The sequence below is a fragment of the Pseudoalteromonas sp. S1609 genome, assembly GCF_005887255.1.
Taxonomy (GTDB): domain Bacteria; phylum Pseudomonadota; class Gammaproteobacteria; order Enterobacterales; family Alteromonadaceae; genus Pseudoalteromonas.
In genome coordinates, this window is sequence record NZ_PNDJ01000063.1 from 14,757 (window position 1) to 41,402 (window position 26,646).

General features: G+C 39.9%; 26 protein-coding genes and 3 tRNA genes. 22 read left to right on the top strand and 7 right to left on the bottom strand.

Translation table 11 applies throughout. From position 1 onward, the window contains the following. Nucleotides 1-314 precede the first annotated feature (314 nt). Together CWB76_RS15530 and CWB76_RS15535 are read left to right on the top strand one after the other, a co-directional pair. The gene (locus CWB76_RS15530) at nucleotides 315-2,003 is read left to right on the top strand and encodes a cyanophycinase (RefSeq protein ID WP_138608853.1); all 1,689 of its coding nucleotides are present in this window, start codon (nucleotides 315-317) and stop codon (nucleotides 2,001-2,003) included. A 111-nt stretch (nucleotides 2,004-2,114) separates the two neighbouring features. Then, nucleotides 2,115-2,666, top strand: a complete 552-nt coding sequence (locus CWB76_RS15535; RefSeq protein ID WP_138608855.1) for a flavodoxin family protein — start codon at nucleotides 2,115-2,117, stop codon at nucleotides 2,664-2,666. 47 nt (nucleotides 2,667-2,713) lie between these two features. On the opposite strand, the gene CWB76_RS15540 is transcribed toward CWB76_RS15535, so the two are convergent. Next, nucleotides 2,714-3,310, bottom strand: coding sequence for a hypothetical protein (locus CWB76_RS15540; protein ID WP_138608857.1), 597 nt, complete (start codon nucleotides 3,308-3,310; stop codon nucleotides 2,714-2,716). Nucleotides 3,311-3,697: 387 nt separating this feature from the next. Between CWB76_RS15540 and scpC the strand changes: the two genes are divergently transcribed. Next, nucleotides 3,698-5,191, top strand: coding sequence for a succinyl-CoA:acetate CoA-transferase ScpC (scpC, locus tag CWB76_RS15545; protein ID WP_109874856.1), 1,494 nt, complete (start codon nucleotides 3,698-3,700; stop codon nucleotides 5,189-5,191). Nucleotides 5,192-5,230: 39 nt separating this feature from the next. Here scpC and CWB76_RS15550 read toward each other — a convergent pair whose 3' ends face one another. Next, nucleotides 5,231-5,590, bottom strand: coding sequence for a winged helix-turn-helix transcriptional regulator (locus CWB76_RS15550; protein ID WP_138608859.1), 360 nt, complete (start codon nucleotides 5,588-5,590; stop codon nucleotides 5,231-5,233). A 120-nt stretch (nucleotides 5,591-5,710) separates the two neighbouring features. On the opposite strand from CWB76_RS15550, the gene CWB76_RS15555 reads away from it, so the two are divergent. The 4 genes from CWB76_RS15555 to CWB76_RS15570 all read left to right on the top strand — a co-directional run bounded on the left by CWB76_RS15555 (nucleotide 5,711) and on the right by CWB76_RS15570 (nucleotide 7,919). Next, nucleotides 5,711-6,292, top strand: a complete 582-nt coding sequence (locus CWB76_RS15555) for an NAD(P)H-dependent oxidoreductase (protein WP_138608861.1) — start codon at nucleotides 5,711-5,713, stop codon at nucleotides 6,290-6,292. 11 nt (nucleotides 6,293-6,303) lie between these two features. After that, complete coding sequence (locus CWB76_RS15560) at nucleotides 6,304-6,855, top strand: redoxin domain-containing protein (RefSeq protein WP_010392826.1); 552 nt, start codon at nucleotides 6,304-6,306, stop codon at nucleotides 6,853-6,855. Nucleotides 6,856-6,946: 91 nt separating this feature from the next. Further along, nucleotides 6,947-7,195 carry a hypothetical protein gene (locus tag CWB76_RS15565; RefSeq protein WP_008114111.1) on the top strand — a complete coding sequence of 83 codons (249 nt, stop codon included), beginning with the start codon at nucleotides 6,947-6,949 and terminating at the stop codon, nucleotides 7,193-7,195. A gap of 181 nt (nucleotides 7,196-7,376) precedes the next feature. Next, on the top strand, nucleotides 7,377-7,919 hold the full coding sequence (locus CWB76_RS15570; RefSeq protein ID WP_138608862.1) for a class I SAM-dependent methyltransferase: 543 nt from the start codon (nucleotides 7,377-7,379) through the stop codon (nucleotides 7,917-7,919). A gap of 17 nt (nucleotides 7,920-7,936) precedes the next feature. On the opposite strand, the gene CWB76_RS15575 is transcribed toward CWB76_RS15570, so the two are convergent. The 3 genes from CWB76_RS15575 to CWB76_RS15585 are packed head-to-tail and all read right to left on the bottom strand — an operon-like array spanning nucleotide 7,937 to nucleotide 11,582. Further along, complete coding sequence (locus CWB76_RS15575; protein ID WP_249363186.1) at nucleotides 7,937-9,658, bottom strand: two-component system response regulator; 1,722 nt, start codon at nucleotides 9,656-9,658, stop codon at nucleotides 7,937-7,939. A 23-nt stretch (nucleotides 9,659-9,681) separates the two neighbouring features. Further along, nucleotides 9,682-10,104 (bottom strand): response regulator, encoded by a 423-nt coding sequence (locus CWB76_RS15580; protein ID WP_138608864.1) that lies wholly within the window; start codon nucleotides 10,102-10,104, stop codon nucleotides 9,682-9,684. Continuing rightward, on the bottom strand, nucleotides 10,101-11,582 hold the full coding sequence (locus CWB76_RS15585) for a PAS domain-containing sensor histidine kinase (RefSeq protein WP_138608866.1): 1,482 nt from the start codon (nucleotides 11,580-11,582) through the stop codon (nucleotides 10,101-10,103). The genes CWB76_RS15580 and CWB76_RS15585 overlap by 4 nt, the downstream gene beginning before the upstream one ends. A gap of 886 nt (nucleotides 11,583-12,468) precedes the next feature. Here CWB76_RS15585 and CWB76_RS15595 point away from each other — a divergent pair. Together CWB76_RS15595 and CWB76_RS15600 are read left to right on the top strand one after the other, a co-directional pair. Next, the gene (locus tag CWB76_RS15595) at nucleotides 12,469-12,795 is read left to right on the top strand and encodes a hypothetical protein (RefSeq protein WP_028835791.1); all 327 of its coding nucleotides are present in this window, start codon (nucleotides 12,469-12,471) and stop codon (nucleotides 12,793-12,795) included. Nucleotides 12,796-12,890: 95 nt separating this feature from the next. Next, nucleotides 12,891-13,697 (top strand): hypothetical protein, encoded by an 807-nt coding sequence (locus CWB76_RS15600; protein ID WP_075169412.1) that lies wholly within the window; start codon nucleotides 12,891-12,893, stop codon nucleotides 13,695-13,697. 476 nt (nucleotides 13,698-14,173) lie between these two features. On the opposite strand, the gene CWB76_RS15605 is transcribed toward CWB76_RS15600, so the two are convergent. Then, nucleotides 14,174-14,250, bottom strand: a tRNA-Pro gene (locus CWB76_RS15605). A 116-nt stretch (nucleotides 14,251-14,366) separates the two neighbouring features. Continuing rightward, entirely contained in the window at nucleotides 14,367-14,990 is a 624-nt protein-coding gene (locus tag CWB76_RS15610; RefSeq protein WP_138608868.1) for an arylesterase, read from the bottom strand. Between CWB76_RS15610 and CWB76_RS15615 the strand changes: the two genes are divergently transcribed. The 13 genes from CWB76_RS15615 to CWB76_RS15675 all read left to right on the top strand — a co-directional run bounded on the left by CWB76_RS15615 (nucleotide 14,991) and on the right by CWB76_RS15675 (nucleotide 26,512). After that, nucleotides 14,991-15,704, top strand: a complete 714-nt coding sequence (locus CWB76_RS15615) for an ABC transporter ATP-binding protein (RefSeq protein WP_010392805.1) — start codon at nucleotides 14,991-14,993, stop codon at nucleotides 15,702-15,704. It abuts the gene before it with no gap. Continuing rightward, entirely contained in the window at nucleotides 15,694-18,195 is a 2,502-nt protein-coding gene (locus tag CWB76_RS15620; protein WP_138608870.1) for an ABC transporter permease, read from the top strand. Before CWB76_RS15615 ends, CWB76_RS15620 begins: the two co-directional genes overlap by 11 nt. Nucleotides 18,196-18,327: 132 nt before the next feature. Then, the gene (gene ruvC / locus CWB76_RS15625) at nucleotides 18,328-18,852 is read left to right on the top strand and encodes a crossover junction endodeoxyribonuclease RuvC (protein ID WP_008114131.1); all 525 of its coding nucleotides are present in this window, start codon (nucleotides 18,328-18,330) and stop codon (nucleotides 18,850-18,852) included. 2 nt (nucleotides 18,853-18,854) lie between these two features. Continuing rightward, complete coding sequence (ruvA, locus tag CWB76_RS15630; RefSeq protein WP_008114133.1) at nucleotides 18,855-19,472, top strand: Holliday junction branch migration protein RuvA; 618 nt, start codon at nucleotides 18,855-18,857, stop codon at nucleotides 19,470-19,472. Between the two features lie 7 nt (nucleotides 19,473-19,479). Further along, nucleotides 19,480-20,487, top strand: a complete 1,008-nt coding sequence (gene ruvB, locus CWB76_RS15635; RefSeq protein ID WP_075169409.1) for a Holliday junction branch migration DNA helicase RuvB — start codon at nucleotides 19,480-19,482, stop codon at nucleotides 20,485-20,487. A gap of 891 nt (nucleotides 20,488-21,378) precedes the next feature. Then, nucleotides 21,379-22,083, top strand: a complete 705-nt coding sequence (gene tolQ, locus CWB76_RS15640) for a protein TolQ (protein ID WP_008114137.1) — start codon at nucleotides 21,379-21,381, stop codon at nucleotides 22,081-22,083. Beyond that, the gene (gene tolR / locus CWB76_RS15645) at nucleotides 22,070-22,501 is read left to right on the top strand and encodes a protein TolR (RefSeq protein ID WP_008114139.1); all 432 of its coding nucleotides are present in this window, start codon (nucleotides 22,070-22,072) and stop codon (nucleotides 22,499-22,501) included. The genes tolQ and tolR overlap by 14 nt, the downstream gene beginning before the upstream one ends. A 4-nt stretch (nucleotides 22,502-22,505) precedes the next feature. After that, on the top strand, nucleotides 22,506-23,411 hold the full coding sequence (gene tolA / locus CWB76_RS15650; RefSeq protein ID WP_138608872.1) for a cell envelope integrity protein TolA: 906 nt from the start codon (nucleotides 22,506-22,508) through the stop codon (nucleotides 23,409-23,411). 8 nt (nucleotides 23,412-23,419) lie between these two features. After that, on the top strand, nucleotides 23,420-24,778 hold the full coding sequence (gene tolB, locus CWB76_RS15655) for a Tol-Pal system beta propeller repeat protein TolB (protein WP_075169407.1): 1,359 nt from the start codon (nucleotides 23,420-23,422) through the stop codon (nucleotides 24,776-24,778). Nucleotides 24,779-24,813: 35 nt separating this feature from the next. Further along, complete coding sequence (pal, locus tag CWB76_RS15660) at nucleotides 24,814-25,353, top strand: peptidoglycan-associated lipoprotein Pal (protein WP_138608874.1); 540 nt, start codon at nucleotides 24,814-24,816, stop codon at nucleotides 25,351-25,353. Nucleotides 25,354-25,366: 13 nt separating this feature from the next. Then, entirely contained in the window at nucleotides 25,367-26,119 is a 753-nt protein-coding gene (ybgF, locus tag CWB76_RS15665; RefSeq protein ID WP_138608876.1) for a tol-pal system protein YbgF, read from the top strand. Nucleotides 26,120-26,290: 171 nt separating this feature from the next. Then, nucleotides 26,291-26,366, top strand: a tRNA-Lys gene (locus CWB76_RS15670). Between the two features lie 70 nt (nucleotides 26,367-26,436). Further along, nucleotides 26,437-26,512: transfer RNA gene (locus CWB76_RS15675), tRNA-Lys, on the top strand. Nucleotides 26,513-26,646: the final 134 nt, after the last annotated feature.

Consider the following 26,646-nt stretch of genomic DNA (forward strand, 5'->3'; position numbering starts at 1 on the left):
AACCTTTACGTTGAATTATCTCTGCGGGCCATAGAGCACATAGACCATAATGACGAAAATAAAGCGTTAGCTTAACGCTGACTATAATAGCGCGCAAGTATATCCGCTGAGCTAAATATTACGACAATAGCACCTGAATAGGCTAATTTGAATTTAAAAAGCTCACAAGCCAGAGTAGGCTATTTAAAGTAATATAATATTTGAGTAAGGACGAATTATTAAAACGTTTTGACACATTGATTAACGTAGTGATAGGTTTGATTGTTGGTCAGTAATTCTTTTTGTTTGCTTGGTATAAAATGGGACAAATTATAATGAAATCAAAGCCTACACCTTTTAAGCTTTTTTTTTGCATTGTGTTTATTATTATTTTATTTCTTTTTTCAAACCATCTCTTTGCAAAAGAGCCTAGTCAAACTCTCGTGTTAGTGGGGGGGGCTCTTACAACATGTGCCAGTTTAAGCCCTAAAAACTGTGAAAAAAATACTCAAATTTCGGGTAAAACGCATAATGTATTTGCGCTCTCTCACACTAAAATTAGTCAAATAAAGCAACAGTGGCCTAGTAAAAATAGCCAAGCTAAAAACAATACTATTAAAAATTTAGCAACAATGCAGGCTAAGTCATCGCCCACATTATCGAAAAAAGAACTGTTATGGTTGTGGCGCGATATTGATAGCAAACAGCTCAATAGTTTATCGGATCAAGAATACAATTTTGTAATAGATATGCTTGAAGTAGCGCAAATCCAAAGCGACAACAAGCGACTAAAAGAGCAGGTAAATACTGCGCTTAATAGCGAATCGGCGGCGACAGAGATTTTGCAGTTTATATCGGGTAGTTTAAAAGTTAATGATACTAACCCGAGTATACTGGCCATTACCGCCTCAAGAAGAGATCCTTATGAATCTGCTGATTTTTATGAAGGATTACTAAGCTTCCCTAATGTAAATTCGCAATGGCTTGCATTAACCCCTGCGCTTGCTAAAGCAATAACCACCAACAAGTGTGATGATTTAACCACGCTTAGGCACTCCGAAATGGGACTATATCAACGCGAACATATTTACCCTGATCGCACACAAGCTGAATATCAATTGTGTAAAAAAGGCACCGACGCTTTAGTAGAGCTAATAAAAAACAGTACCGGTGTGATGTTTAATGGTGGCGATCAAAGCCTAACTCGAAAAGTATTATTTGATGAAAATAACCAGCCTTACCCTTGGACAAAAGCATTACAGTCTCGCCCTGTTATTGTTGGAACAAGTGCAGGTACCGCGGTGCAAAGTGGTGGGCAAGCCCACGCCGGGAATGTGGTGATGATCACCAATGGCACTAGCTTGTCGGCATTGAAAGAAGGCGCACAAGCCATTGATGCCCCAAGTGAACGCTCAAACAGCGATAGTTTAACTTACAACCGCTTTGGGGGTTTAGGCACATTTAGTTACGGTGTACTCGATACACACTTTAGCGAGCGAAACCGTACATTAAGACTAGGCACTTTGCTCGACGACTTAAGCGCAAACCAAGATCAGCCGACATTCGGTTTTGGTGTAGACGAAACCACCGCTCTAGTGGTGATTAAATCTGAAGCTGGCAATTTAATGACTGTAATTGGCAAAAATGGTGTAGTGATGGTTAAATCAACAGGGCAAGCTCAGGCTAAAACTAAAACCTATAGTTACTCTTATTGGCCTGTGGGCAGTGTGATTGATATTAAAAATAACGATTTTACCTTAAGTCAGCGCAGTATTAGCCAAGCATTGCCAGCAATTAAAATACCGCCTTTACCAGTTCAGCGTTTTGGCAGCATTTTAACGCAGGCCAAATTACGCTCTTTAACGCAAGCCATGTGCCTTAGCCAAGAACAAACGGCTGTTGGCCAGCAAGATGAGTTTATTATTAGCCTATCTACCACGCCTGAGTCGGCATATCACCGTATTAGTGCTGCGCAGTATGGCTGTGCGGTGAGTAATTTAGAAATTGCAGTGAGTACCTTTTAATTTAATGCCACGCAAGCTAATTTAATTAAACACGCTGCTTAGTTGATTTTAACTTTAGCGGCCATACTATATTTAAAGCGTGTTTATTAAATCACAACAAAAGGAAGGTTCATGAGTAAAGTAGCGGTTATTTATTTTTCGGGATATGGCCATACCAAAAAAGTGGCTGAATTTGTAGCTGATGGAGCAAACGCTCAGCTTATTGCAATCGATGAGAATGGCGACATAAAAGACACCGATTGGGATGCATTAAACAATGCAGATGCCATTATATTTGGCGCACCTACTTATATGGGCTCATATCCTTGGCAGTTTAAAAAGTTTGTTGATGCTACCTCTAAAGTTTGGTTTACCATGGGGTGGAAAGACAAAGTATTTGGCGGGTTTACCAATAGCGGCAGCCTAAATGGCGACAAACAAGTCACTCTAATTAGTATGCAAACGTTGGCTTCGCAACATGGTGGAATTTGGGTAAGTCTGGGGTTACCACCGGCCAATAAACTGGAATCAACTCGTCAAGACATCAATAACTTAGGCGGTTCAGTTGGCGTATTAGTGCAATCACCTACTGATGCAGATGAATCTGCTATTCCATCAGGCGATTTAGAAACGGCCCGTTTATACGGCGAACGTGTAGCTGATATAGCCAAACGCTTAAAGTAAAAGTCACTCGATAAAATAAGTTAAAAAAGCCACATTGTGTGGCTTTTTTAGTTTGATAATTCCAATTTTTGTTGTTTGTGCTCTAGCTGGTATAAGCTTGAATACTCACGTTTATGGACTTCAAATAAATACGCTCTTAGCTGCTCTTTACCATGGTGAATGTGTTTTATTTTAGCAGCTATGCCACACTTACTCTGCCTAACTGGTTCTATATCTAATGATATCGCCGCTTCGTTAGGTAAAATAAATTGCATATTTTGCAAATCATCAAGCTCACTATGTATTGATGTGGGTTTTAAAAATATCCCTGTGCTGGATATAGATTCAATGCAAAAGCCTTGGCTTTGGATATTTAATTCGCTCAACCGCCAGCTGCGCTGAATACCTTTAGTGTCAATTACTTCGGGGGCTTCTAATACAGTACTGAAATGGCCTAATTCATCGGTTTTAAATTGAAGTGGGAACCATAGTTGGTAGTGGGCTACTTCTGCTAATAAGGTTAATTTAGCTTGACCAAGTAAATGCGCAATACCATCTGGTATTGATGCTTGTACTGTTAACTTTGTTTCATTGATTAATGCACTACTTTGACTAGGTTCAAATAAGCCAGATAAAAAGTTAATTTCTTCGTCAGACAAATCCATGTATTTTCCTTAATACCTAAATTGTGGATTCTATTCCTCACAAGGTTACTGCCCAATGAATGAACAGTTTATTATTTTGTAAGCTCCGCATAGCGCGGCTAAATTTTTATACAATTAAAAATTTCAACCTTCCTGATTGAAATTTTAAGCTGTTGATTTTAATTTATTTTGTTTATTTATAAACTCAGTGAGTTAAATAATTGTATGCGTTTTTTAGTATTTTAACCTTATTATCACCAATAAGTTAAGTAATAAAGTGTACAAAATTAAAACGCTTCGCGATGTTTTTATATCAACAATGCGTAAATGAGACTTAGGTCTAGCTTACGAAGCATAAGGAAATACTTAGAATAGCGCCAAATAAAAATGGGGTTTAAGGGGTTCCAAATGCAATTAGAACGAATTCGTCGTAGCGACTTACACAACAAAGTAATGTCTGCAGAGCAGGCCAGTTTATTTATTAAAGACGGTATGACCGTGGGTATGAGTGGTTTTACTCGTGCCGGTGAAGCGAAAGCTGTACCACGTGCGCTTGCAGAGCGAGTGCGTGAAAACCCAATGAAAATTAACCTAATGACGGGCGCGTCATTAGGAAACGACTTAGATAAGCTACTAACTGAATCAGGTGCGTTAGCGCGTCGTATGCCATTTCAAGTAGACAGCACATTACGTAAAGCGATTAACAACGGTGAGGTCATGTTTATTGACCAGCATTTATCTGAAACCGTTGAACAGCTACGTAATCATCAGTTAACGATGCCTGATGTAGCGGTCATTGAAGCCGTTGCTATTACCGAAGAAGGCCACATAGTACCTACAACGTCAGTGGGCAATTCAGCCAGCTTTGCTATTTTTGCCAAACAGGTAATTGTAGAAATTAATATGTTACACCAGCCAGAGCTTGAAGGGCTGCACGACATTTATATTCCATCTTATCGTCCTACACGTACGCCAGTGCCGCTAGTGAAAGTAGATGACCGCATTGGTAGTACTGCAATTCCAATTGATCCGGCTAAAATTGTGGGTATTGTATTTACCAATCAAAGTGACTCATTTTCAACCGTTACCGACCCAGATGCAGATACAGCCTCTATTGCACGTCACTTAGTGAACTTTTTTAAAGAAGAAGTAGCACAAGAGCGTATGCCTGAAAACCTAGGCCCATTACAAGCCGGTATAGGTAACATTGCCAACGCAGTAATGATGGGTTTATTAGACTCTGATTTTAAAGACCTCACTATGTATTCAGAGGTACTACAAGATTCTACCTTTGATTTAATTGATGCGGGTAAACTTAATTTTGCATCAGGGTGTTCAATTATTTTATCAGAGCGTTGTAACTCACAAGTATTTAATAACCTTGAAAAGTATCGTGATAAGCTAATACTTCGTCCACAAGAAATGTCGAACCACCCTGAAATTGTGCGTCGTTTAGGTATTATTGCGATTAACACCGCACTTGAGTTTGATATATATGGCAACGTTAACTCAACCCATGTGTGTGGTACTAAAATGATGAACGGTATTGGTGGTTCAGGCGACTTTGCACGTAATGCGCATGTATCGGTGTTTGTAACTAAATCAATTGCCAAAGGTGGCGCTATTTCAAGTGTTGTGCCTATGGTAAGCCATGTTGATCATACCGAGCACGATGTTGATATTTTAGTAACCGAGCAAGGCCTTGCTGATTTACGTGGTTTAGCACCACGCGAACGTGCAATTGAAGTCATTAAGCACTGTGTACACCCAGATTATCGCAACGCCATGCTTGACTACTACGAGCGTGCATGTGTTCGTGGCGGTCATACGCCTCATATTTTAGAAGAGGCATTCAGCTGGCATACCCGCCTTGAGCAACAAGGCACAATGAAGCAAAGCTAATACATAAAACCCCGCATCTGCGGGGTTTTTATTTTGTAATTAGTCTAAAATATTAGACTCAGACCAAACCCTAAGATCGTGAAGAATTCCTAGTGCAGAGCGCCCAAACTCAGTGAGCTCGTAGGTGACAGCAATAGGTCTAGTGCTGATCACCGTCCTTAAAACCATCTTATTGGCCTCTAACTCTTTTAAACGTTGATCTATCATTTTTTTGCTCGCTCCACCTAACATTCGAGTTAGATCATTAAAGCGAACAGGTTCATCTTTTAAGTGATAAATAATAGAACTTGTCCACTTCCCGCCAATTAAGCGCATTCCTTTTTCAATAGCACAAGGTTCTAAGCAGACATTTAAAACTTTTTTTCTTCCCTTACTATCTGTTTCTATAGAGCTTTCCAAAATTTAACCTCTAAAATAGGGTGGTTACTAAAAGTATACTAATTGAATCTATTCTTCAGGTAACTATTATATACCACATTAAAGTAAAGACCAATTTTCGTACTATTTTGGAGAGATCACATGAGCAAGGTACTCATTATAAATGCACACCAATATTATCCTTTTTCAGAGGGCAAATTAAATGCCACCCTAGTTGATGTAGCATCATCGATACTGATAGAAAAAGGCCATGAAGTTAAAACCGTAACTATGACAGATAGTATTGATGTAGAGGCACAATTAGCACTTCATCAATGGGCTGACGTTGTCTTACTGCAATCACCTATTAACTGGATGGGCGTGGCATTTTCGTTTAAAAGATATATGGACGAGGTGTATACAGCCGGTATGGGTGGCGCCATGTGTAATGGCGATGGTCGTCACCAGGACGACCCAAAAAGCGGTTATGGCACAGGTGGCACACTTAAAGATACTAAATATATGATGTCACTCACATTTAACGCACCAGAGGATTCATTTAACAATTCAGAAGAATTTTTTAATGGTAAAAGTGTTGACGACTTAATGTTCCCAATGCATATGAACTTTAAGTTTTTTGGTATGACAGCAATGCCTACCATTGCTTGTTTTGATGTTATGAAAAACGCCGATATAGATACTGACTTAGCGCGCTTTAAAGCACATATAAGTACACACTTTTGAGAGGAAACACAATGACTAATGCATCACAGTATACAAATAAACTTCTTCCGGGGAGTCGTTTCCCAAAGATTAATTGCCCTGTACTAAATAGTAACGAAGTAGAGTTAGGGCGTGTCCAGCAAGACGCTGCTTGGCAAATGGTGGTTGTGTATCGTGGCCAGCATTGTCCTATGTGTACGCAGTATCTAAATCAGTTAGAAGAAATTAAACAGTCATTACAAGACATTGGAGTTTCTTTAATTGCTGTATCGGCCGACAGCGAAGCGCAGTTGTTAACACATAAAGAGAAGTTATCAGTGAGTTACCCCATTGCGTTTGAATTAAAGCCTGAACAAATGAATGCGTTAGGGCTGTATGTTTCTCAACCTCGCAACGCTCAAGAAACAGACCATTTATTTGCTGAGCCTGCTGTGTATGTAGTGAATGAACACGGTACAGTACAAGTTGTTGATATCTCAAATAATCCATTTGTAAGACCAGATCTGTCTACTTTATTGCGAGGTATAACTTGGATTAAAAACCCTGATAATAATTACCCTATTCGTGGAATGCATAAAGGTTAATGTTTGATGGTTTAAGTTTGCCATTATGATCTGTAAAATAACTGCATATTATTTACAGACTCGCTATGGCGAGCAACACAGAGTAACCATAATGGAAAACAAACTAACTGCAATCGATACACTCGCTGAACTTGAAAGTTTTTTACTGCAAGTTGAAAACGGCGGCCTAGGTTTAACCGGCGTAGCAGGCGTGGGTATGGCAACCAATAATGCCGATGGCAGCCGTTTTGTAGCCGTGTTTGATGACAAGCAACAACTTTTATTAGCACGCGAAATTACCGAAGAGATTTTCCAAAGCGGCCAAGACATGGTGCGCAACGGCGTAGGGCGTAAGCATTAATTCCTTGCTACTAATCTAAAAAGCGCCAAATGGCGCTTTTTTTGTGGTTTATTTTAAACAGTTGTTAAATATAAAATAAATTTATACTAACGGTGCTCTTTGTAATGGTTTTACTATATAGAAACAAATAATCGATAAGGTGAGATTATGATGATTCAACCGTTATTAGGTGTTAGTTAGTATGGACTTTATTGCTATCGGACTTTTCTTTTTAGTTCTTCTAATCGCTTTATCTATTGTTTGGAGCACGCTAAAAACGGGAATTTCACCGATGATGAGCTCAAGCAAAGCGCGCCAAACTATGCTTAATGCAATAAGCATGGATGAAAAAGGCGCATTAATTGATTTGGGTTCAGGTTGGGGGACGCTCGTTATAGCGGTTGCTAAAAATTATCCTAATAAACATGTTATTGGCTATGAGTTATCCTGGTTTCCTTGGATGGTTTCAGTGCTTTTTAAATATAGTTTGGGTTTAGGTAATCTTACCCTCTATCGTAAAGACTTCAAAAATGCCGATCTTAGTTCTGCGTCTACTTTGGTATGTTACTTGTTTCCTGGTGGTATGGTAGCGCTTGAAGATAAGTTAAAGCATGAAAAAGTTAATAATAAAATCACTATTGTGAGTAATACCTTCGCTTTACCTTCATGTAAACCAACTAACGTTATCAAGCTTAAAGATTTTTACCAAACGCCTATTTATGTATACCACTGGCAATCCAAATAGAGGGATATTATTTGGATTCAGTGCTTAGTTGATGTCATATTTTTTATCCATAAGTTCATGTTATCTGCAGACATTGGTTTGGCAATATAATAGCCTTGCCCATGATAGCAACCCATATCTATAAGTACTTTTTCGAGCTCTTGCGACTCGATCCCCTCTGCTATTAGGTTAAACCCAAATGCTTTACTTAGCGCCACGATACAGGTAACGATGGACTTGTCTTCATGGTCTGATAGGAGCCTTTTAACAAAGCTTTGATCTATTTTTAATGTATCTAAAGGTAATTTTTTTAAGTAACTCAAAGAGGCGTAACCTGTACCAAAGTCGTCTAACGCAATACTTACCCCTAAATTTCGACAGCCATTGAGAACGTCGACTGCCTGTTCAACGTTTCCAATGGTGGTGCTCTCTAAAATTTCTAATTCGAGGGTTTTTGGTTTTATATTATTAGTGCTGATGAGTAACTCTCTGAGGTTTTCAACAAAGCCCTCACTAAGTAAATGAGCTGGAGAGATGTTTACACTCATAGAAAGATGATTTCTAGTCCAAATTTTATGTTGTTTTAAGGCTTCAGCAAGTACCCATTCACCAATTAATATACCAATGTGTGGGTGCTCTAATGCCTCTGAAAAGTGACCAGGGTAAAGTAAACCCAAAGTAGGGTGATTCCAGCGTATTAAGGCTTCAACGCCAATCAACTGGTGATCCATTAAATTTACCTTTGGTTGATAATGTAGAATAAACTCTTTACGAGCAATGCCTTTTTCAGCAGCCAATAACAAATCATGTCTTGCATGCCTTAGGCTTTCTTCCTCTGGATCAAAAAACAGAATCCGGTTTGTTCCTGATCTTTTTGCTTGGTACATAGTTTGATCGGCTCTTCGTAAAATGTCATCACAAGTTAAGCCATCATCACTGGGAAGTGCAACGCCGATGCTGACTGAAATTTGAACGGAGCACGAAAACTCTGCTAATTTTATCGGATCATTTACCTCAATCAGCACGTCTTGTAACAGAATCTCATATTCTTGTATTGTGTGCGCAGCCCCTCTTAATAAAAGGATAAACTCATCTCCACCAATACGCGCTAGTGTATCTTCCTTGCGTAATGTGTTTTGTAGCCTTTGGGCAATGGTTTTCAACACGAAATCTCCGATTTCGTGACCGTATTTGTCATTAATAGGTTTAAAGTTATCTAAATCTAAATAGGCAACGGCGAGCTTTTGCTGAGATGTAATAGCTTGTTGAAGTTGATCAATTAAAATAGGGCGGCTTGCTAGGCCTGTTAGGCTATCGTAATGTGCCATGTCATGAAGTTTTTTCTCTGAGCTTGCGCGTTGAATAGAGCTAGATATAGAGTGTATCAACTGAGCGCTTTTTAATTGGTTTTTAAGTAAATAATCGCTTGCTCCTAGCCGCATAGCTTCTGCTGCTATTTGTTCATCTCCCAATCCCGTGATCATAATCACAGCGCAATGATTATTTACAGACTTTCTAATATTATCTAGCAGGGTAAGCCCGGAGCCGATACCTAATCGATAATCAACTATGACGCAATCAAACTCCCCATGTTCAAGATAAGACATCGAGCTTTCAATAGAGGATGCTTCTGAAATTTTCGCCTGTATGTTAGAGCGAGATATCATACGACGTATATGTTCTCTATCAACCGCATCGTCATCAACAATGAGTAGGTTAATAGTGTCGCAGCTTTCAAAATCATCTATTGAAGTTCTCATATCCATATCTCTTGCAAAATAGCTTATTCAAGCTCAATGGCATGTATATAAGCATCCATAAGTATCGCTAATTTGGCAAACTGCGGGCCAATTGCATGTTTAACCATATAACCTGCTACGTTGTTATGATACGCGCGAGTACGATCGTTATCCTCATTGGAGGTCGTTAGTATAAATACAACGGTATTGTTTAAGTTTTTATCTTTACGAATATGGTCTAAAAATTCAAACCCATTCATCACTGGCATATTTAAATCAAGTAATACCAAGTAAGGCTCCGATATTTCTTTTTGTTGCGCTTTTTCTCGTAACGCATCTAGCGCAAGTTTTCCGTTTTGTTTCCAAATTATTTTAATTTTAGGATCAACTTTTTTTAAGCTTCTTGTAACGGCTTCCGCGGCAACATCGTCGTCCTCAACAAGCAGTATAGATAGATTTTTGATCATAAATTCTCTTTCCTAGCAAAGCGTGGCCACCAAACATGAAATGTTGACCCTTTGTGCGGTTCATTTGAACTAACTGAAATGCGCCCACCATGGGCTTGTGCAAGGCGCCGACTAATAGACAGCCCTATACCTGAAACCGACTTATCATCGGAAGTTGTTTGAAACAAACTAAAAATACGCTCGTAAGCCTCTGGTGGTATACCGGGTCCATCATCAGTCACAGTGATATGGCAAAGCGTATTTTCTGCTACACAACTAATCTCTATAGTTCCTTCTTTACTGTCATGGTGTTTAATAGCGTTACTTAATAAATTACGGACCACGGTTTCAAGTGGCGTCCATGCAGTCACGATGGTATTTAATTGAATGTCTTTATGAATCTTCATTCCAACTGGTAAATCTAACAGTTCGGTAACGTTATAAATTAATTTATGCATATCGATTACTTGAGTATCTAGGCTGGCTTTACCAGCTCTTGCATAGGCCAATAAATTATCTATTAACGTCTCCATTTTGTGAATACGATCATCAATACGCGTTAAGTTATATTCGACTTCAGGCGTGGTAGTGCCCAAATCTTCTTTTACCCATTCAATTAAGTTTGAAATGCCTCGCAATGGAGAGCGTAAATCATGAGAGGCCACATAGGTAAATTCTTTCAGGCTAGTGTTATTTTCTTTTAGCTCGGTTTCCATTCGTTTTCGTTCTGTTATATCTAACAAGGACACAAATACCATGTCTTCGTCATTGGTGTTTATAAAAGGACTCAGGCCCACTTCAACTGGGAATTCTTTTCCATCTTTGTGTAAGGCGGTTAAATCTCTGCCTACTCCCATACTTCTGACACTGGGTTCACGATGAAATGAATGGCGAAGTGCTGAATGGTGCCCTTGATAGCGCTGCGGTAATAGCATTTCCATTTTTTTATCGAGTAATTCTATTTCACTGTAGCCAAAAGATTTACATAACGATTGATTAACCGCTTGAATAATGCCCGCTTGGTCTACTATTAACACACCATGTGGTGCAGCCTGAATAGAGCGTTGAAACATATTGTTAGCGCGCAGCCTTTGCGATATATCAACCAGTGTGGCTAAAACTAACTCTTGTTGTCCGTGTATTGGGTTTAAGCCTATTTCGATTGGGATTTGCTTACCATTTTTTTGACTCGCAAATAACTCACGACCTTCACCCATTAAGCGTTTTCGAGGGTTAACAAAAAACTGACTCATCAAATGGGTATGGTTCGCTTTAAATTGCGCTGGAAGTAAACTATCTATGTTCATTCCTATGAGTTCTGAATCCTCATACCCCAGTATTTCAGATAGTTGACTATTGGCAAAAAGGATCTGAGCATCAGTATTAACTATCATTGCCCCCATGGGTAAACAATTAACTAGCTGAGTTAAAAATGCTTCATCCATATTTACATTTACACTTGGCGAATTAGATTTTTTATTTACTTTTTTAAGGTCCATCAAGCATCCCGCAAGTAAATGTAGTTCCTATTATATAGTAATAGTCGAACAAGTAATGAACAGCAAATTTAGAGGAAGATCATGTTATTTAGATGCTCATTTTAATAGTTTCTTCTTATATTTTACCGAGTCAATATGGTTGAAAAAGGTGCATTGATTTATTTAGGTTTGGAGGGGGGAATGTTGGTTGTAGTGCTTATTAAATATAGTTAGTGTTTAAATAATCTTACTCTCTATTGCAAAGACTTCAAAAATGCTGCTCTGAGTACTGTGTCTACGCTAGTGTGTTACTTGTTTCCAAGCGCTATGGTAGCGCTTGAAGAAAAGTTAAAACAAAACGTGCTTAAAAACATCACCATTGTGAGTAACACTTTAGCTTTGCTTTCATATAAACCAACTAAAGTGATCAAGCTTAAAGGGTTCTACCAAAAACCTATTTATGTGTACCACTGGCAACCAAAATAAACTGTGGCCTTGTGAAGTGTTTATAACGATGGTAATAGCTTTGTCGCGATGTTTAATCACAACCTGAAACACTTATTGGCGCAATAAACTACTGTAGTGGTTTTTAAAAGTGTTATTTTATTTTAGTTTGGAAGATAGTTAAGAGCGATGACTGATCAGTTATGGATTGTGATGTCTGAAGTCAAGATTTGACCCTCTTCGCTTTTTCATATGGGTGACTGGTGCATATTCACACCAGTCGACGTCATTACTGGGTGCGTAGTCATATTTAAAGTGAGTTTAAATGATAAGAACACTTGGTTTTTGAATAAAAAGATCAAGAAAACACAGCTGCCTACTTGACCGGAACTTTCTAATGGGTGACCCTTTTGCTGTTCGTATGCATCGAGGAAGTGTAAAGGATACTATTTAAGGAAGCCTTATGTTGTTTAAAGTAAACGTTTTAAAAGAAAGCACTGATAGTTTGCAAACTGTGGAATTAGAAGAATTTTTTGGTGGCTGGGGCATTGGTGGAACTGGTTCTATATGGGATAATAAAGATGCAAGCCCTGAAGGTGATGTGTTATTTGATATGCTACGCAGTCAATTTTTTATAGGTATACCAGAGCAAGCTCCTGATGTTTTATCCGATATTTGGAAATCTATTGACTTAGGCCAGATAGAATACGAAGAGGCTCAAAATCGTTTAACTCAACTGTTTAATTGGATTAACGATTGCCATATATCAAAACCAAGGTGGGATGATTAACTTGCACCTCTCCCAATCCTGATATACTATTTTCCATGTTGAAGAAATCCGCTTAGTTTATGACTTGGCGGATTTTTGTTTTATAAGGATGTTGCATGACCCCTCAAGCAGATAGTAGTACTTTAGATCTTTTCCGAGAGCGACTAGCTAGCCCGTTCATCTTTACTTTTTTTTGGGTATCCTGTACGTATAATTGGAAACTTATTTATTGGTTCTTATATGAGCCTTTAAAACCAAGTATGAAACTTATACAACTTCCTTTTGACTGGTTTTATTTAGAGCCGCTTGGTTTGACGTTTTTAATCATTACAGTTGTACCTTGGGTTAATAACTTAGTTGAGTTGTTAAAGCGTTATGCTGGTAATTGTTTTAATGAATATCTACATAAGCGCGGCTGGAAAGAAGTAGTCTCTAATGATGAACATTTGAAGGTGCTTGATGAGTTATCTATTTCAAAATCAAGGGCTCATGACTTAACAAATAAATATGATGAGTTGTTAATAAGAGAAAAGAGGGTAAAAGAAAGCTTGATTAAAGAGCGTGAAGAAATTTCAAAATTGCTGAATGATATAGCCTCTGAAAAATTACAGACTAGTTTTTATAAAGCAGGACAAAATGAAATAAAAGAAAAACTGCTTGAAGCTGATAAACTTTATCTCAATGCTCATAATAAAACTATAGAATTAACAAAAGAGCTTGAGAAAAATAGAAATGCATACCGAAAGCTTGTATTCGATAATGAATCACTTAATGGAAAGATGGATTTAATTAAATCTGAAACATGTAAGCTTAATAACGTATTTAAGCTTAATTCACTAAGCAATATAACTACACCAACAAAGAATGAATTGATACTAGCAATACAAAGCTTAAGAAATATTGACAAAATATTGAAAGAGTAGTTTATTTAAATAGTTTGTAACCCGCACCCTGCGGGGGGGTCTATGCGTGTAAGAAAGCTCCAAAATGAAACTTCTTCTCAAACGCTTTCTAACTCCCGCCGGTATCTATGGAACATTCGGTGAGCTGTATGTATAACATACGTTATTTTGTTACACCGTTGAGCTTGAGTTGAAGAAAAACATAGGGGTAAATCTTGACTTCAGACATTACGGCTATTTAGCATCTACTCATAGCTGCATATCAATGACCTCAAACCAATACATCAATAATTAAAGCAGTTAAGTGCTTCTTTATTATTTGAAAAGTATTTAACTGTGGCGTCACATAATCTCAATACCATGGAAATCAAAAAGCAGAAAAACAGTCAATAAATTAGTCGGTGCGATAAATGTGCGATATTTTTTATTATTAAATTAGGTAGTACGAAAGGAAAGCAGTTTTTATTGAATAATATAGAATTATGAAAGGATTTAAATGGTCGGTATGGAGAGATTCGAACTCTCGACCCCTGCCACCCCATGACAGTGCGCTACCAAGCTGCGCCACATACCGACTTCGATAGCAATAGTACGTGTATTTATAAAAAAATCAATAAGCTTTTGTTTGTTTGGATGTTTATTGCGCAAGCGCTTAGTTTTAAGGACTTGCGCGGAGTGTTTTACACGGCCTTAGTCTTTATTTAACCACTGGTTGATCGTGTTATACATTTCATCTCGTAGTATTGGTTGTGCAGTTTTGTTAGGGTGTAAGTTATCGTTTTGCATTAGCTCGTTTTTTCCTGCTACTTTAAGTATAAAAAACGGCATTAAATGCGAGTTAGTGGCTTCACTAACACTGGTAAAGCTATCGGTGAACATTTTACTGTAACGTGGGCCATAGTTAGGTGGAATATATATTTCCATAAGTGCGGTTTGTGCATCTGCAGCTTGGCTTTTTTCAATTAAAGCGGTTAAGTTAGTTTGCATTTTAGTGATTGGAAAACCGCGCAGGCCGTCATTAGCACCGAGCTCAATAAGTACGTGAGTGGGTTGATATTGCTCAAGTAGCGCGTCTAATCGGCGCAATGCACCGCCGGTGGTTTCGCCGCTAATACTGGCATTTACTAAGTTGATAGGGCGTTGCTCGGCATCGTATTTATCTTGTAACAATTGCACCCAGCCTTGTTCTTGTTTTAAGCCATAGGCTGCGCTTAAACTGTCACCAAGTATTAAAATCGTGTTGTTAGCTGCCGCGTGTAGTGGGTTAATAACTAAAAATAAAATGAATACACAACGTAGGATTGAATGAGTCATATGTCAGCGCTTTCTCAATTAAATATAATTCAAGTAAATGGTTTGTCTAAAGTGGTTTCCACCTTTGAAGGTGAGTTGTCCATCCTCAGCGACATCAGCTTTAATGTCAAGCATGGCGAGTCTGTTGCCGTAGTGGGCACGTCGGGCTCTGGTAAATCTACATTATTGAGCTTGCTAGCAGGGCTTGATACCGCCAGCAGTGGCGAGGTAATGTTAGATGGTGAGCCTTTGCACAAGTTAGATGAAGAAGCGCGTGCAGCACTGAGAGCCGCTAAAGTCGGTTTTGTATTTCAGTCTTTTATGTTGGTGCAAAGTTTAACCGCACTTGAGAATGTGATGCTGCCTGCTGAGCTTGCAGGCGAACACGACGCTAAAGAGCAGGCGCTCGCGTTACTTGAAAAAGTTGGCTTGAGCCATCGTATTGATCATTACCCGTCGCAGTTATCTGGTGGTGAGCAACAACGAGTTGCGATTGCTCGTGCATTTGTGGGTTCGCCTAAAATACTGTTTGCCGACGAGCCATCAGCTAACCTAGATAGCAAAAATGGCCATATGATTGAGTCATTATTATTTGATTTAAATAAGCAAAATGGCACAACGCTTATTTTAGTTACCCATGATGAAGCACTGGCGCAAAAGTGTGAACGTATTATTCAGATTGAAGCCGGTGAGCTGGTTCACAATTCAACTGAGGAAATGGCAAATGTGGGCTAAATTAGCACTTAAACTATTTTCTCGAGAGTTTCGCCGTGGTGAACTAACCGTGATAAGTGCTGCCATCGCTTTAGCGGTATTAACCGTGCTTACTTTATCTATGGTGACCGAGCGAATTGCACAAAGTATTGCCCAAAAAAGCAGTGCCTTTATTGCCGCTGATAGGGTATTGGCCAGCAACCATGCTATAGATACCGCTTATATTACTCAAGCCAAACAGCAAAACCTCAAAACAGCGCAAATGGTGTATTTTGACACTATGCTGTTTGCAAACGATGAAATGCAATTTAGCTCAGTAAAAGCTGCGTCAAACAGTTACCCGCTTAAAGGCCAGTTAAAGGTTAAGTCGGGCTTAAACGCCGAAACAGAAGTTGCCCCGGGTGCACCAACCCCCGGTAACGTGTGGTTAAGTGAATCGGTTTTTTATAGTTTAAATATAAACGTAGGCGACCAAGTTGAGCTAGGTGCCGCGTTATTCAATGTGGAAAAGGTGATTGTTGAAGAACCCGATGCGCCGTTTAATGTGTTCTCTAGCAGCCGCAGGGTACTTATTAATATTGACGACGTACCAAAAACTGAAGTAATACAGCCCGGTAGCCGTGTATTTTACCGCCAGTTGTATGCAGGTGATGAAAGCGACATAAATAGTTTTTACGATTGGCTAAAACCGCAACTTAAAGAAAACCAAAATTGGTATGGTGTTAAAGACCGTCAATCGCCTATTTCAAATAGCTTAAATAGAGCTGAAAGCTTTTTGTTATTAGCCGGTTTGCTAGGGATTATTTTAGCCGCGGTTGCTATTGCAGTATCGGCTAAGCGCTATTGTGAGCGTCAATACGACCCTGTCGCGATGATGAAAACCTTAGGTGGCAGCCGCGAGATGATCCGCAAAATCTACCTTATGCACTTATTATTAGTGTGTACCATGGCGGTGGTTGTTGGCCTAGCTATTGGCTATGGCTTGCAAGAGGTGGCTACCGGTTATTTAGCTAAAAGTATGGGCACCGAACTGCCCATGGCTGGTTTTAAACCTTGGCTGGTGGCGATTAGCACCGGAGTAATTTGTGCAGTTATGTTCTCTATTAAGCCACTTTTAGATTTATTTGATATTCCACCGCTTAGAGTACTTCGACGTAATTTAGGCGATCGACTAGCGGTAAGTAAAATTCATTTAGGGCTGAGCGCACTCACCGTGTTTTTATTAATGTGGTTATTTAGCAATAACATTAAAATTACGCTTATTTTGTTTGTCTCAACGCTTGTGCTTATTTTGGTGTTATTTTTAATCTCTAAGTTAATATTTGGCGGTGGCCGCAAGCTTGGCTTAAAGCCGGGTAACAGCTGGTCTTTGGCTATTGCGTCTATTCAAAAGCGCGCCAATGTTAATGCAGTGCAGTTAATTAGCTTTTCGTTAGCGATTAAATTACTGTTATTTTTAATTGTGCTTAAAAACGATATTATTTCTGATTGGCAGTCACAATTACCAAGCGATGCACCTAATGCCTTTTTAGTTAATATTACGCAAAATGAGTTGGACCCGGTAAACGAATACTTGGCGCAAAAGGGTATTCAAGTGTCGGAGTTTTACCCAACTATTCGTGGTCGCGTAAATGCCGTCAACGGTGAAGCGGTTGCGCGTGAAGTGTCACTGCAAGATAACGAGAAAAAAGACGAAGAAGCCCGCTCAGGCATTGGGCGCGAGCTCAATTTAACCTGGCTTGAAGAAGTCCCTTCGCAAAATGACATTATCGATGGCCAGTGGTTTGGCGATGACGCCGTTGCCGAGGCCTCACTGGAAGAGTCGATGATGCAGCGCCTCGATGTTAAATTAGGCGATACTCTTACTTTTTTAATCGGTGCGCAGTCGTTCGACGCTAAAATAACCAGTGTGCGAAAAGTAAATTGGGCCACACTCAAGCCTAACTTTTTTATTATTTTAAGCCCAGATGTACTTAGCGACTTTCCGGCAACCTATATTTCATCGGTACGCATCGAACCTGAGCAAAAGCGCGACTTTAGCCAGTTATTACGTACATACCCCACTATTACAGCAATTGATGTAGATAACTTTGTTAAGCAAATACAATCGACTATTGAACAAGTGTCGTTAGCTATTGGTTTTGTACTCGCTATTGTGGTGCTATGTGGTGCACTGGTACTAATATCGCAGGTGCAAGCAAGCTTAGGTGAGCGGATGCAAGAAATTGTGATATTACGTACGCTAGGCGCTAAAGGTAGATTAATAAAAAACGCTACTTTGTATGAGTTTTTATTGCTTGGCGGTTTAGCCGGACTGGTCGCTGCATTTTTCAGTGATATTGCACTGTTAATAGTGCAGCAGCAAATGTTTGATTTGGCTGGTAAGCTGCATCCAAATATTTGGATTATTGGCCCCGTTGCTGGTGGCGTGTTTGTAGCAGGGTTAGGCTATTTTATGATTGCTCGTACGCTCAAACAAAACACCCAAGGCTTAGTGCGCGCATTGGCGTAAACTTTTTGGCCAAATAGCGTTTAAATGCCTACTTTTTAAGTAGGCATTTTTGTTTTGGCTTGGTACTGGTAATTTATACAGTGCTCTGGCATTATTAGCATTATTAATAAATAACAATAATGAGAGTGCTGTTTGGCCATTATTTTAGGGATCGATCCGGGCTCGCGTTTAACGGGTTACGGTGTGGTTGCGCACCAAGGTGCTAAGTTTACATACTTGGGCAGTGGCTGTATTAAATTAGCCGATCATGACTTTCCCACCCGACTTAAAATGATATACCAAGGTATTACGCAGCTTATAGAGCAGTTTTCGCCTGAAACCTTTGCCATAGAAAAAGTATTTATGGCACATAACCCCGATTCTGCTTTAAAGCTTGGGCAAGCCCGTGGTGCTGCCATTGTGGGGGCCTCTATGGCCGACTTACCGGTGTTTGAATACTCTGCACGGCAAATAAAGCAAGCCGTGGTGGGTAACGGTGGAGCAGATAAATCGCAAGTACAACATATGGTTAAAAATATACTTAAACTGCCAGGTACGCCGCAAGCCGATGCAGCAGATGCACTCGCGATTGCAATTTGCCATGCTCACTCTGAACAAAATTTAATAAAACTAGCGGGTAGCGCAAGCAAAACCGTTAGAGGACGTCTAAGGAAATAACAATGATAGGTCGCTTAAACGGCGTGTTAGTTGAAAAACAGCCCCCAGAAATATTATTAGAAGTGAGTGGCGTTGGCTACGAAGTACAAATGCCAATGACCTGTTTTTATGATTTACCCAAAGTGGGCGACAACGCCATTGTGTACACTCACTTTGTAGTACGCGAAGACGCACAGTTATTGTTTGGCTTTAATAATAAAACCGAACGAGCCTTATTTCGAGAGCTGTTAAAAGCCAATGGCGTAGGACCTAAATTGGGTTTAGCTATTTTGTCGGGTATGTCGGCGCAGCAGTTTGTAAGTTGTGTAAATAATGAAGACGCTACGGCCTTGGTTAAACTGCCAGGGGTAGGTAAAAAAACCGCCGAGCGATTAGTGCTCGAAATGAAAGACCGATTAAAGAATTGGGGCAACGACTTATTTACCCCATTTAGCGACAGCGCCGTAATAGAGCCTGCGAGCGATGCAACTATAGCTAATAATGCGGCCGATGATGCGGTTTCGGCGTTAGTGGCGCTCGGTTATAAATTGCCACAAGCGCAAAAAGCAGTAAAATCAGTAAGCAAACCCGATATGTCGACTGAGGTTCTAATTAAAGAATCTTTGAAATCAATGCTGTGAGTAAATTATGATCGAAGCTGATCGCTTAATAGATGCTGCTGAAAAAACCAATGAAGACACCATAGATCGTGCTATTAGGCCTAAGTTACTGGCCGATTATCGTGGTCAGCCGCATGTTAAGCAACAAATGGAAATATTTATTGAAGCTGCGCGTAGCCGCAGTGAAGCGTTGGATCATTTATTAATATTTGGCCCGCCAGGCTTAGGTAAAACCACGCTTGCTAATATTGTAGCCAACGAATTAAATGTAAACATTAAAACCACCTCTGGCCCTGTGCTTGAAAAAGCTGGCGATTTAGCTGCATTGCTTACTAATCTTGAAGAAGGTGATGTACTGTTTATTGATGAAATTCACCGCTTAAGCCCACAAGTAGAAGAAATACTTTACCCTGCAATGGAAGATTACCAGCTCGATATAATGATAGGTGAGGGGCCTGCAGCACGCTCTATTAAGCTTGATTTACCTGCATTTACCTTAATTGGCGCAACCACGCGTGCGGGCTCATTAACCTCACCACTGCGTGACCGCTTTGGTATTGTACAGCGTTTAGAGTTTTATTCTGTTGAGGATTTGTCGCATATAGTGGGGCGCTCAGCGCATTACCTTGATTTAGAAATGTGTGACGATGGCGCAGCTGAAATTGCCAAGCGCTCTCGTGGCACACCGCGTATAGCAAACCGTTTATTGCGCCGCGTGCGCGATTACACCCAAGTTAAATCAGATGGTACGGTTAATGCCGAGGTTGCTCAACAAGCCCTCGATATGATTGATGTTGATAAAAGCGGCTTTGATTACATGGACCGTAAATATTTACTCGCCATCATCGAAAAATTTATGGGTGGCCCGGTTGGCCTTGACAACCTAGCCGCTGCCATAGGCGAAGAAAAAGAAACCATAGAAGATGTGATTGAACCGTTTTTAATTCAACAAGGGTTTATTCAGCGCACGCCTCGCGGACGAATTGTGTCGGATAATGCGTATCATCATTTTGGTTTACTTCCCAAGCAAGACTAATTAGCAGCCTGAGATAGATTTATTATCCAGAGTTTAGGTTAAATACTAAAGCCATTGTCTTTTTAACGACAGTGGCTTTTTTGTATGAGCAAACATTACGTATTTTACTTTGCCAATAATTCACAGAGCGTTAAGACATATCAGGCTATTGTTCGACTGCTTATTTAGCCCGAGTTGAGATGGTTTGATAAATTGTGGGCAAAAAAAAAGCCCGCAAATAATGCGGGCAAACAACAAGTTTAAGGAAGTAATCTAGGGAACTACGTTTTACTTTTTGAGGTCATACCCCAAGAAGTAAAAAAGTAATACGAAATAAATCATATTACGAAGAACTGGATTCAATGAAATAGCTTTCATTTAATGCGCTAGCTCGGTATGGGAGAATAATACCGAAGCGACACAATTTGTTCAAACTAGAAAATTTATATTTTCAGATTAAAAAAACTAATAGCAGCGGTTTTTTGTTTTTGCTTATTGTTGCATGTTAATTAATCATTAATTCTATAAGTTAATGAAATGCTTTGTTTATGTATATTAACATATTAACGTTCGGTATTAGTTTTACTATTACGTTAAGGTAAGTATGTGCTGGTTATGAGTGCTTATGCATTAATTTTGAATAAACAGCGCATTTTGTCACTCTTTAGTGAAACTAAGCGCGCTTCCATAAAGCTTTGTTGTTATTTATTTATACAGTAGAACAAGAGTTAAGTAGTAAATATTGAGTAAAGCTGTTTTTTTAACGTTTTTTGTTGTCTATTCACAGCAATATCGTTGTCAGCAGTAAATACACTAGATACACTAGCAAAACTTTAATGGTGGCTAATGTATTGCTAAGTTACCTTACTCAAATAAATCAATTTGATGTTTTTAATTATTTAGGAGTTTAACGTGGGATCAGGGCTTAATTTTTTAGATCTAATTCTAGAAGCCAGTTTGCTTGTGCAATTAGTAATGCTAGCGTTGGTTGCTATGTCGGTTATGTCATGGGCTATTATTTTTCAACGTAAAAAAGCCATCTCTGACGCCTTAGCAAATGCCAAAAAATTTGAGCAACGTTTTTGGTCTGGTGTTGACCTAAGTAAACTATATAACGAAATCTCTTCTCGCGGTGGCCAGTCTGCTGGTATTGAGGCGTTATTTACCTCAGGCTTTAAAGAGTTTGCACGTCATAAAAAAAATACTTTTCAAAGTGCGGGCATTGTAATGGAAGGCACACACCGTTCAATGCGGGTTGCGCTTTCTCGCGAAATAGAAAAACTAGAATCAAGCCTATCGTTTTTAGCAACGGTCGGTTCAATTAGCCCTTACATCGGCTTATTTGGTACGGTGTGGGGTATTATGAATGCCTTTATTGCCTTAGGTGAGGTAAAGCAAGCGACCTTACAAATGGTTGCTCCTGGTATAGCAGAGGCACTAATTGCTACAGCAATGGGTTTATTTGCGGCAATTCCAGCCGTTATTGCTTACAACCGCTTTGCTAACAAAGTTGAAAAGTTAGAATCTCACTATATTAACTTTATGGAAGAATTTGCCAATATCTTACACCGTCAAGCAGCTACCCAAATAGAGGCTCAAGCGAATGTACCAGCGTAAAAAGCGTCGCCCAGTCGCAGAAATTAATGTAGTACCATACATTGATGTAATGTTGGTGCTGCTTATTATATTTATGGCCACTGCGCCGTTAATTACTCATGGTGTAAAAGTAGACCTGCCAAAAATGGAAGAGTCGGACTTAGTTGATACGAAAGACACGCCACCCATTATTGCTTCTATTGATGCCGATGGTAAGTATTATGTGAGTGTCGGTACAGATCCTGAGGAGCCGATGGAAGCATTAGATGTAGCCGCAGTAATTAAGCTACAACTAATGAAAAACCCAGATGTGCCTGTGATGATCAAAGGCTCGGGTAAAGTGTCGTATCAGGAAGTGTTACTGTTAATGGACTTTTTAAAAAATGCAGGTGTACCGTCGGTAGGATTAATGACCGAATCCTTTGAGGGGACCAAGTAACTGTATGAGTAGTTCATTAATTAAATCAGTATTGCTGCATTTAGCGTTAGGCGGGTTTTTGTATGCATCAGCAAACATTCATCCTCCTAAACCTAAAGTAATGGAAGTGACGCTTAATGCGGCTATTCCTGAACCAGAGAAAGCGGTTTCAGCGGTTACGGTTGATCAAAAGCAAGTTGAGCAAAAAATAGCTGAGCTTAAAAAGAAAGAAGATGATAAAAAGCGTGCTGAAGATAAACGCATTCGAGATTTAGAACGCAGAGCTGCCGATGCACGTAAACAGCGTGAAGCTGAAGCAAGACGCATTAAAAAGCTTGAACAGCAGCGCAAAGCGAAAGAAAAAGAAACCGCAGAGGCGCAAGCACAAGCTAAAAAAGCCCGTGAAATAGAACAACGCGAGCGAGCAAAAGCGAAGCAAGCCGAAAAGCAAAAGCAAGAAGCTGAAAACGCAGCAAAAGCGGCTGCCGATAAACGCAAAGCGGAAGAAGCGGCACTTAAAAAAGCCGAACAAGAGCGTAAAAAGCGCGCTGAAGAAGCAGAACGTAAACGTCAGCAAGCATTGCAAGAACAAATGCTGCAAGAGCAGCTTGCCAAAGAGCAGGCGGCACGTAATAAAATACGTCAACAGCAAGTAGTGAGTGAAGTTGATAAATTCCGCGCATTAATTATGGCGCGTATTCAACAAAACTTATTAATTGATGAAAAAATGAAAAACCAGCAATGCCGCATTAACATCCGTCTTGGATTTAATGGGCTGGTAACACAAGTTAAATCGTTAGGCGGTGATAAGTTAGTATGTGAGGCTGCATTAAGAGCTGTTCGCATGGCCGATACATTACCGGTATCTAAAGATAAAGACGTATTCGAGCAACTAAAGAATATTAATATAACCATCGCGCCAGAGTTTTAAGGGATGACATGTTTAACAAAATTAAAATAGCCTGTTTAGTTTTAATATTAGGGTTTCAAGGTGTTGCACATGCGGCACTTGAAATTGTTATTACTGAAGGTATTGACGGCGCAAGACCGATTGCGATTGTGCCATTTAAATACCAAGGTATTGGTCCTATTCCACAGCAGCTAAGTGATGTAATTGCTGCCGATTTAATGCGCAGCGGTAAGTTTAAACCTGTGAGTGTGTCTCAAATGCCACAACAGCCTCACAAAGATGCTGATATTGATTACGGTGCTTGGGTAAATCAAGGTGTAGAAGCTGTATTGGTTGGTGAAGTAGAGCAGCAAACCAATGGACGCTATTTAGTGCGTTATGAGTTGGTTGATGTTATTCGCGGCCAAATCACTGGCGGTGAAACACAAATGATGAGCAACGGTAAGCTGGTTCAAAGCCAAGACCATATCTTAGAAGCGCGCCAAAGCGTGATCGGTGAAACCGGCTTTCGCCGTTACTCGCACCGCATCAGTGATGTAATTTATGAAAAACTAACCGGTGAAAAGGGCGCGTTTTTAACTAAAATAGCCTATGTTATTGTTCGTGATACTGACGAAAAGCCTTATCAGTTAGTGGTTGCTGACTACGATGGCTTTAATGAACAAGTGTTATTGCGCTCAAAAGAGCCATTAATGTCGCCAGTATGGTCGCCTGATGGTACTAAATTAGCGTATGTAACGTTTGAAAATCGCCAGAGCCAAATTTTTATTCAAGACATTTATACCGGTAAACGTGAACTGATCACCAGCTATAAAGGAATTAACGGTGCGCCGCAGTTCTCGCCAGACGGTAAAAAGCTACTGTTAGTGCTATCAAAAGATAAAACTGGTGCAACTGAGGTTTACTTATTAGACTTACTAACGCGTAAAGAGACCCGATTAACACGCCATCGTAGTATAGATACCGAACCTTCGTGGTACCCAAATGGTCAAGATATAGTATTTACGTCGGAAAGGGGTGGTAATGCTCAGATTTATAAGTTAAATTTAAAAACTGGCAGATCTCAAAGATTAACCTTTGACGGTGACATGAACCTAGCGGGTTCTATTTCACCAGACGGGAAAGAATTAGTGATGGTAAACCGTACTAACGGACAGTATCATCTTGCTAAGAAAGAGTTGGCTACAGGTGCGTTCCAAGTTTTAACTCGAACTCGCCTTGATGAATCGCCGAGCATAGCGCCAAATGGCTCGATGATTATATACAGCACGCTCCATAATAATAAACAGGTACTTGCGCTAGTATCGATGGACGGCCGTTTTAAAGCACGCTTACCTGTGCTTGATGGACAAGTGAAGGCACCGGCTTGGTCGCCATATTTACAGTAATAATTGCTGGTTTACTCAAAATAGGAATCTACTCAATGCAACTTAACAAAATACTTAAAGGCCTGCTAATTGCTGTGCCAGTAATGACACTAGCAGCTTGTAGCTCATCTTCAGATATCGATGAAAATGCAGCCAACCAGTCTAACCAAGCAACTGTTGAGCAAACAACAACTGATACAGTTGAAGTAGCAACAATGACGCCAGAGCAACAAGCTGAAGAGCAACTTCGTCAAAAGTACGAAGCGCTTCGTCAAGAGCAAATCATTTACTTTGGTTTTGACACTGCAACGATTCAAGGTCAATACGGCGAGCTACTTCGTGCACACGCTGAGTTTTTAGTTAAAAATCCTTCTGTTAAAGTATTAATCGAAGGCCACGCAGATGAGCGCGGTACGCCAGAGTACAACATTGCACTTGGTGAGCACCGTGGACAAGCAGTTGAAAAATACCTACAAAGCTTAGGTGTTTCTGCAAGCCAAATGTCAGTAGTTAGCTACGGTGAAGAGAAGCCAATGGTTAAATCTCGCACTGAAGAAGCTTTCGCTAAAAACCGCCGTGCGGTACTAGTTTACTAAGATAAGAGATATTATGAAGCCGAAAATTATTTTGGCAGCCATGATATTGAGCGGGAGCACCCAGTTAATGGCTGCTCCCGCTCCTGTTTCAGAAGCTGCAAGTTCACAGTCGAGCATTGAAAAGCGTTTAGAAACGCTTGAAAAGATGATGCAACAGCGTAATTTCTTACAAGTAGAGTTACAACAACAGCTTAACTTACTGCAAGATGAAGTGAGTCAAATTCGCGGTGTTACCGAAGAGCAAAGCTATAAACTTGAAAAGGTATTGCAGCGCCAGCGTGAGCTTTATCAAGAAATAGAAAACCGTGTTAGCCAAGCATATGCTAAGCCGGCTACTCCAGCGCCTACAACAGACTACACGCAACCAGGTAGCGATCAGAGCTACAGCAGTGATTTATCTGAAAACGAAGCGTACGAGCGTGCTGTTGCGCTTATAATGAAAGATAAGCGCTATGACCAAGCTATTCCAGAATTTCAAGCGTTCTTAACAACGTATCCAAATTCAGTGTACACCTCAAACGCACATTATTGGCTTGGGCAATTATTAACGATTAAAAATGACGGTGTAAAAGCAGCCGAGCATTTCAAAGTAGTTGTTAACGAATTTCCAAACTCAAATAAGCGCCCAGATGCAATGTTAAAGCTTGGTACACTTTTACAAGAGCAAGGGTTAAAGGCTGAAGCGCAAAAAATACTGAATGAGCTAATCAATCAGTACCCAAGTACAACTGCTGCTAAACTAGCCACAGATCGCTTATCAAAATAAATGTTGATGCTTGATTAGACTGCTTTTTGTCATAAGCGGTCTAAATTTGCTCAACTAGACATAAAAACTTAAAAAAAGAGACAATTTCGGTTGCACTCATTTTATAAATAAGTATTATAAGCGCCCGCAGCAAACGAATGGTAACCCCACTCGAAATGCGACAAAAAGAGCGGGTCATTAGCTCAGTTGGTAGAGCAGTGGACTTTTAATCCATTGGTCGATGGTTCAAGTCCATCATGACCCACCATTCTTTATTGTTAATAAAGTTTGGTCTTTAATAGGCGGATTTACGTAAAGTGTTAACAAACACACAGAGCGGGTCATTAGCTCAGTTGGTAGAGCAGTGGACTTTTAATCCATTGGTCGATGGTTCAAGTCCATCATGACCCACCATTCTTTATGGAATGGTTATAATCGGCGGATTTACGCAGCCTTACTTTTTATAAGTAAACCAGAGCGGGTCTGGAGGATCGGTAGTAGACCAGTCAGCTCGCCACTCAACTTCACAACAGTCAATGCCGGCTTCG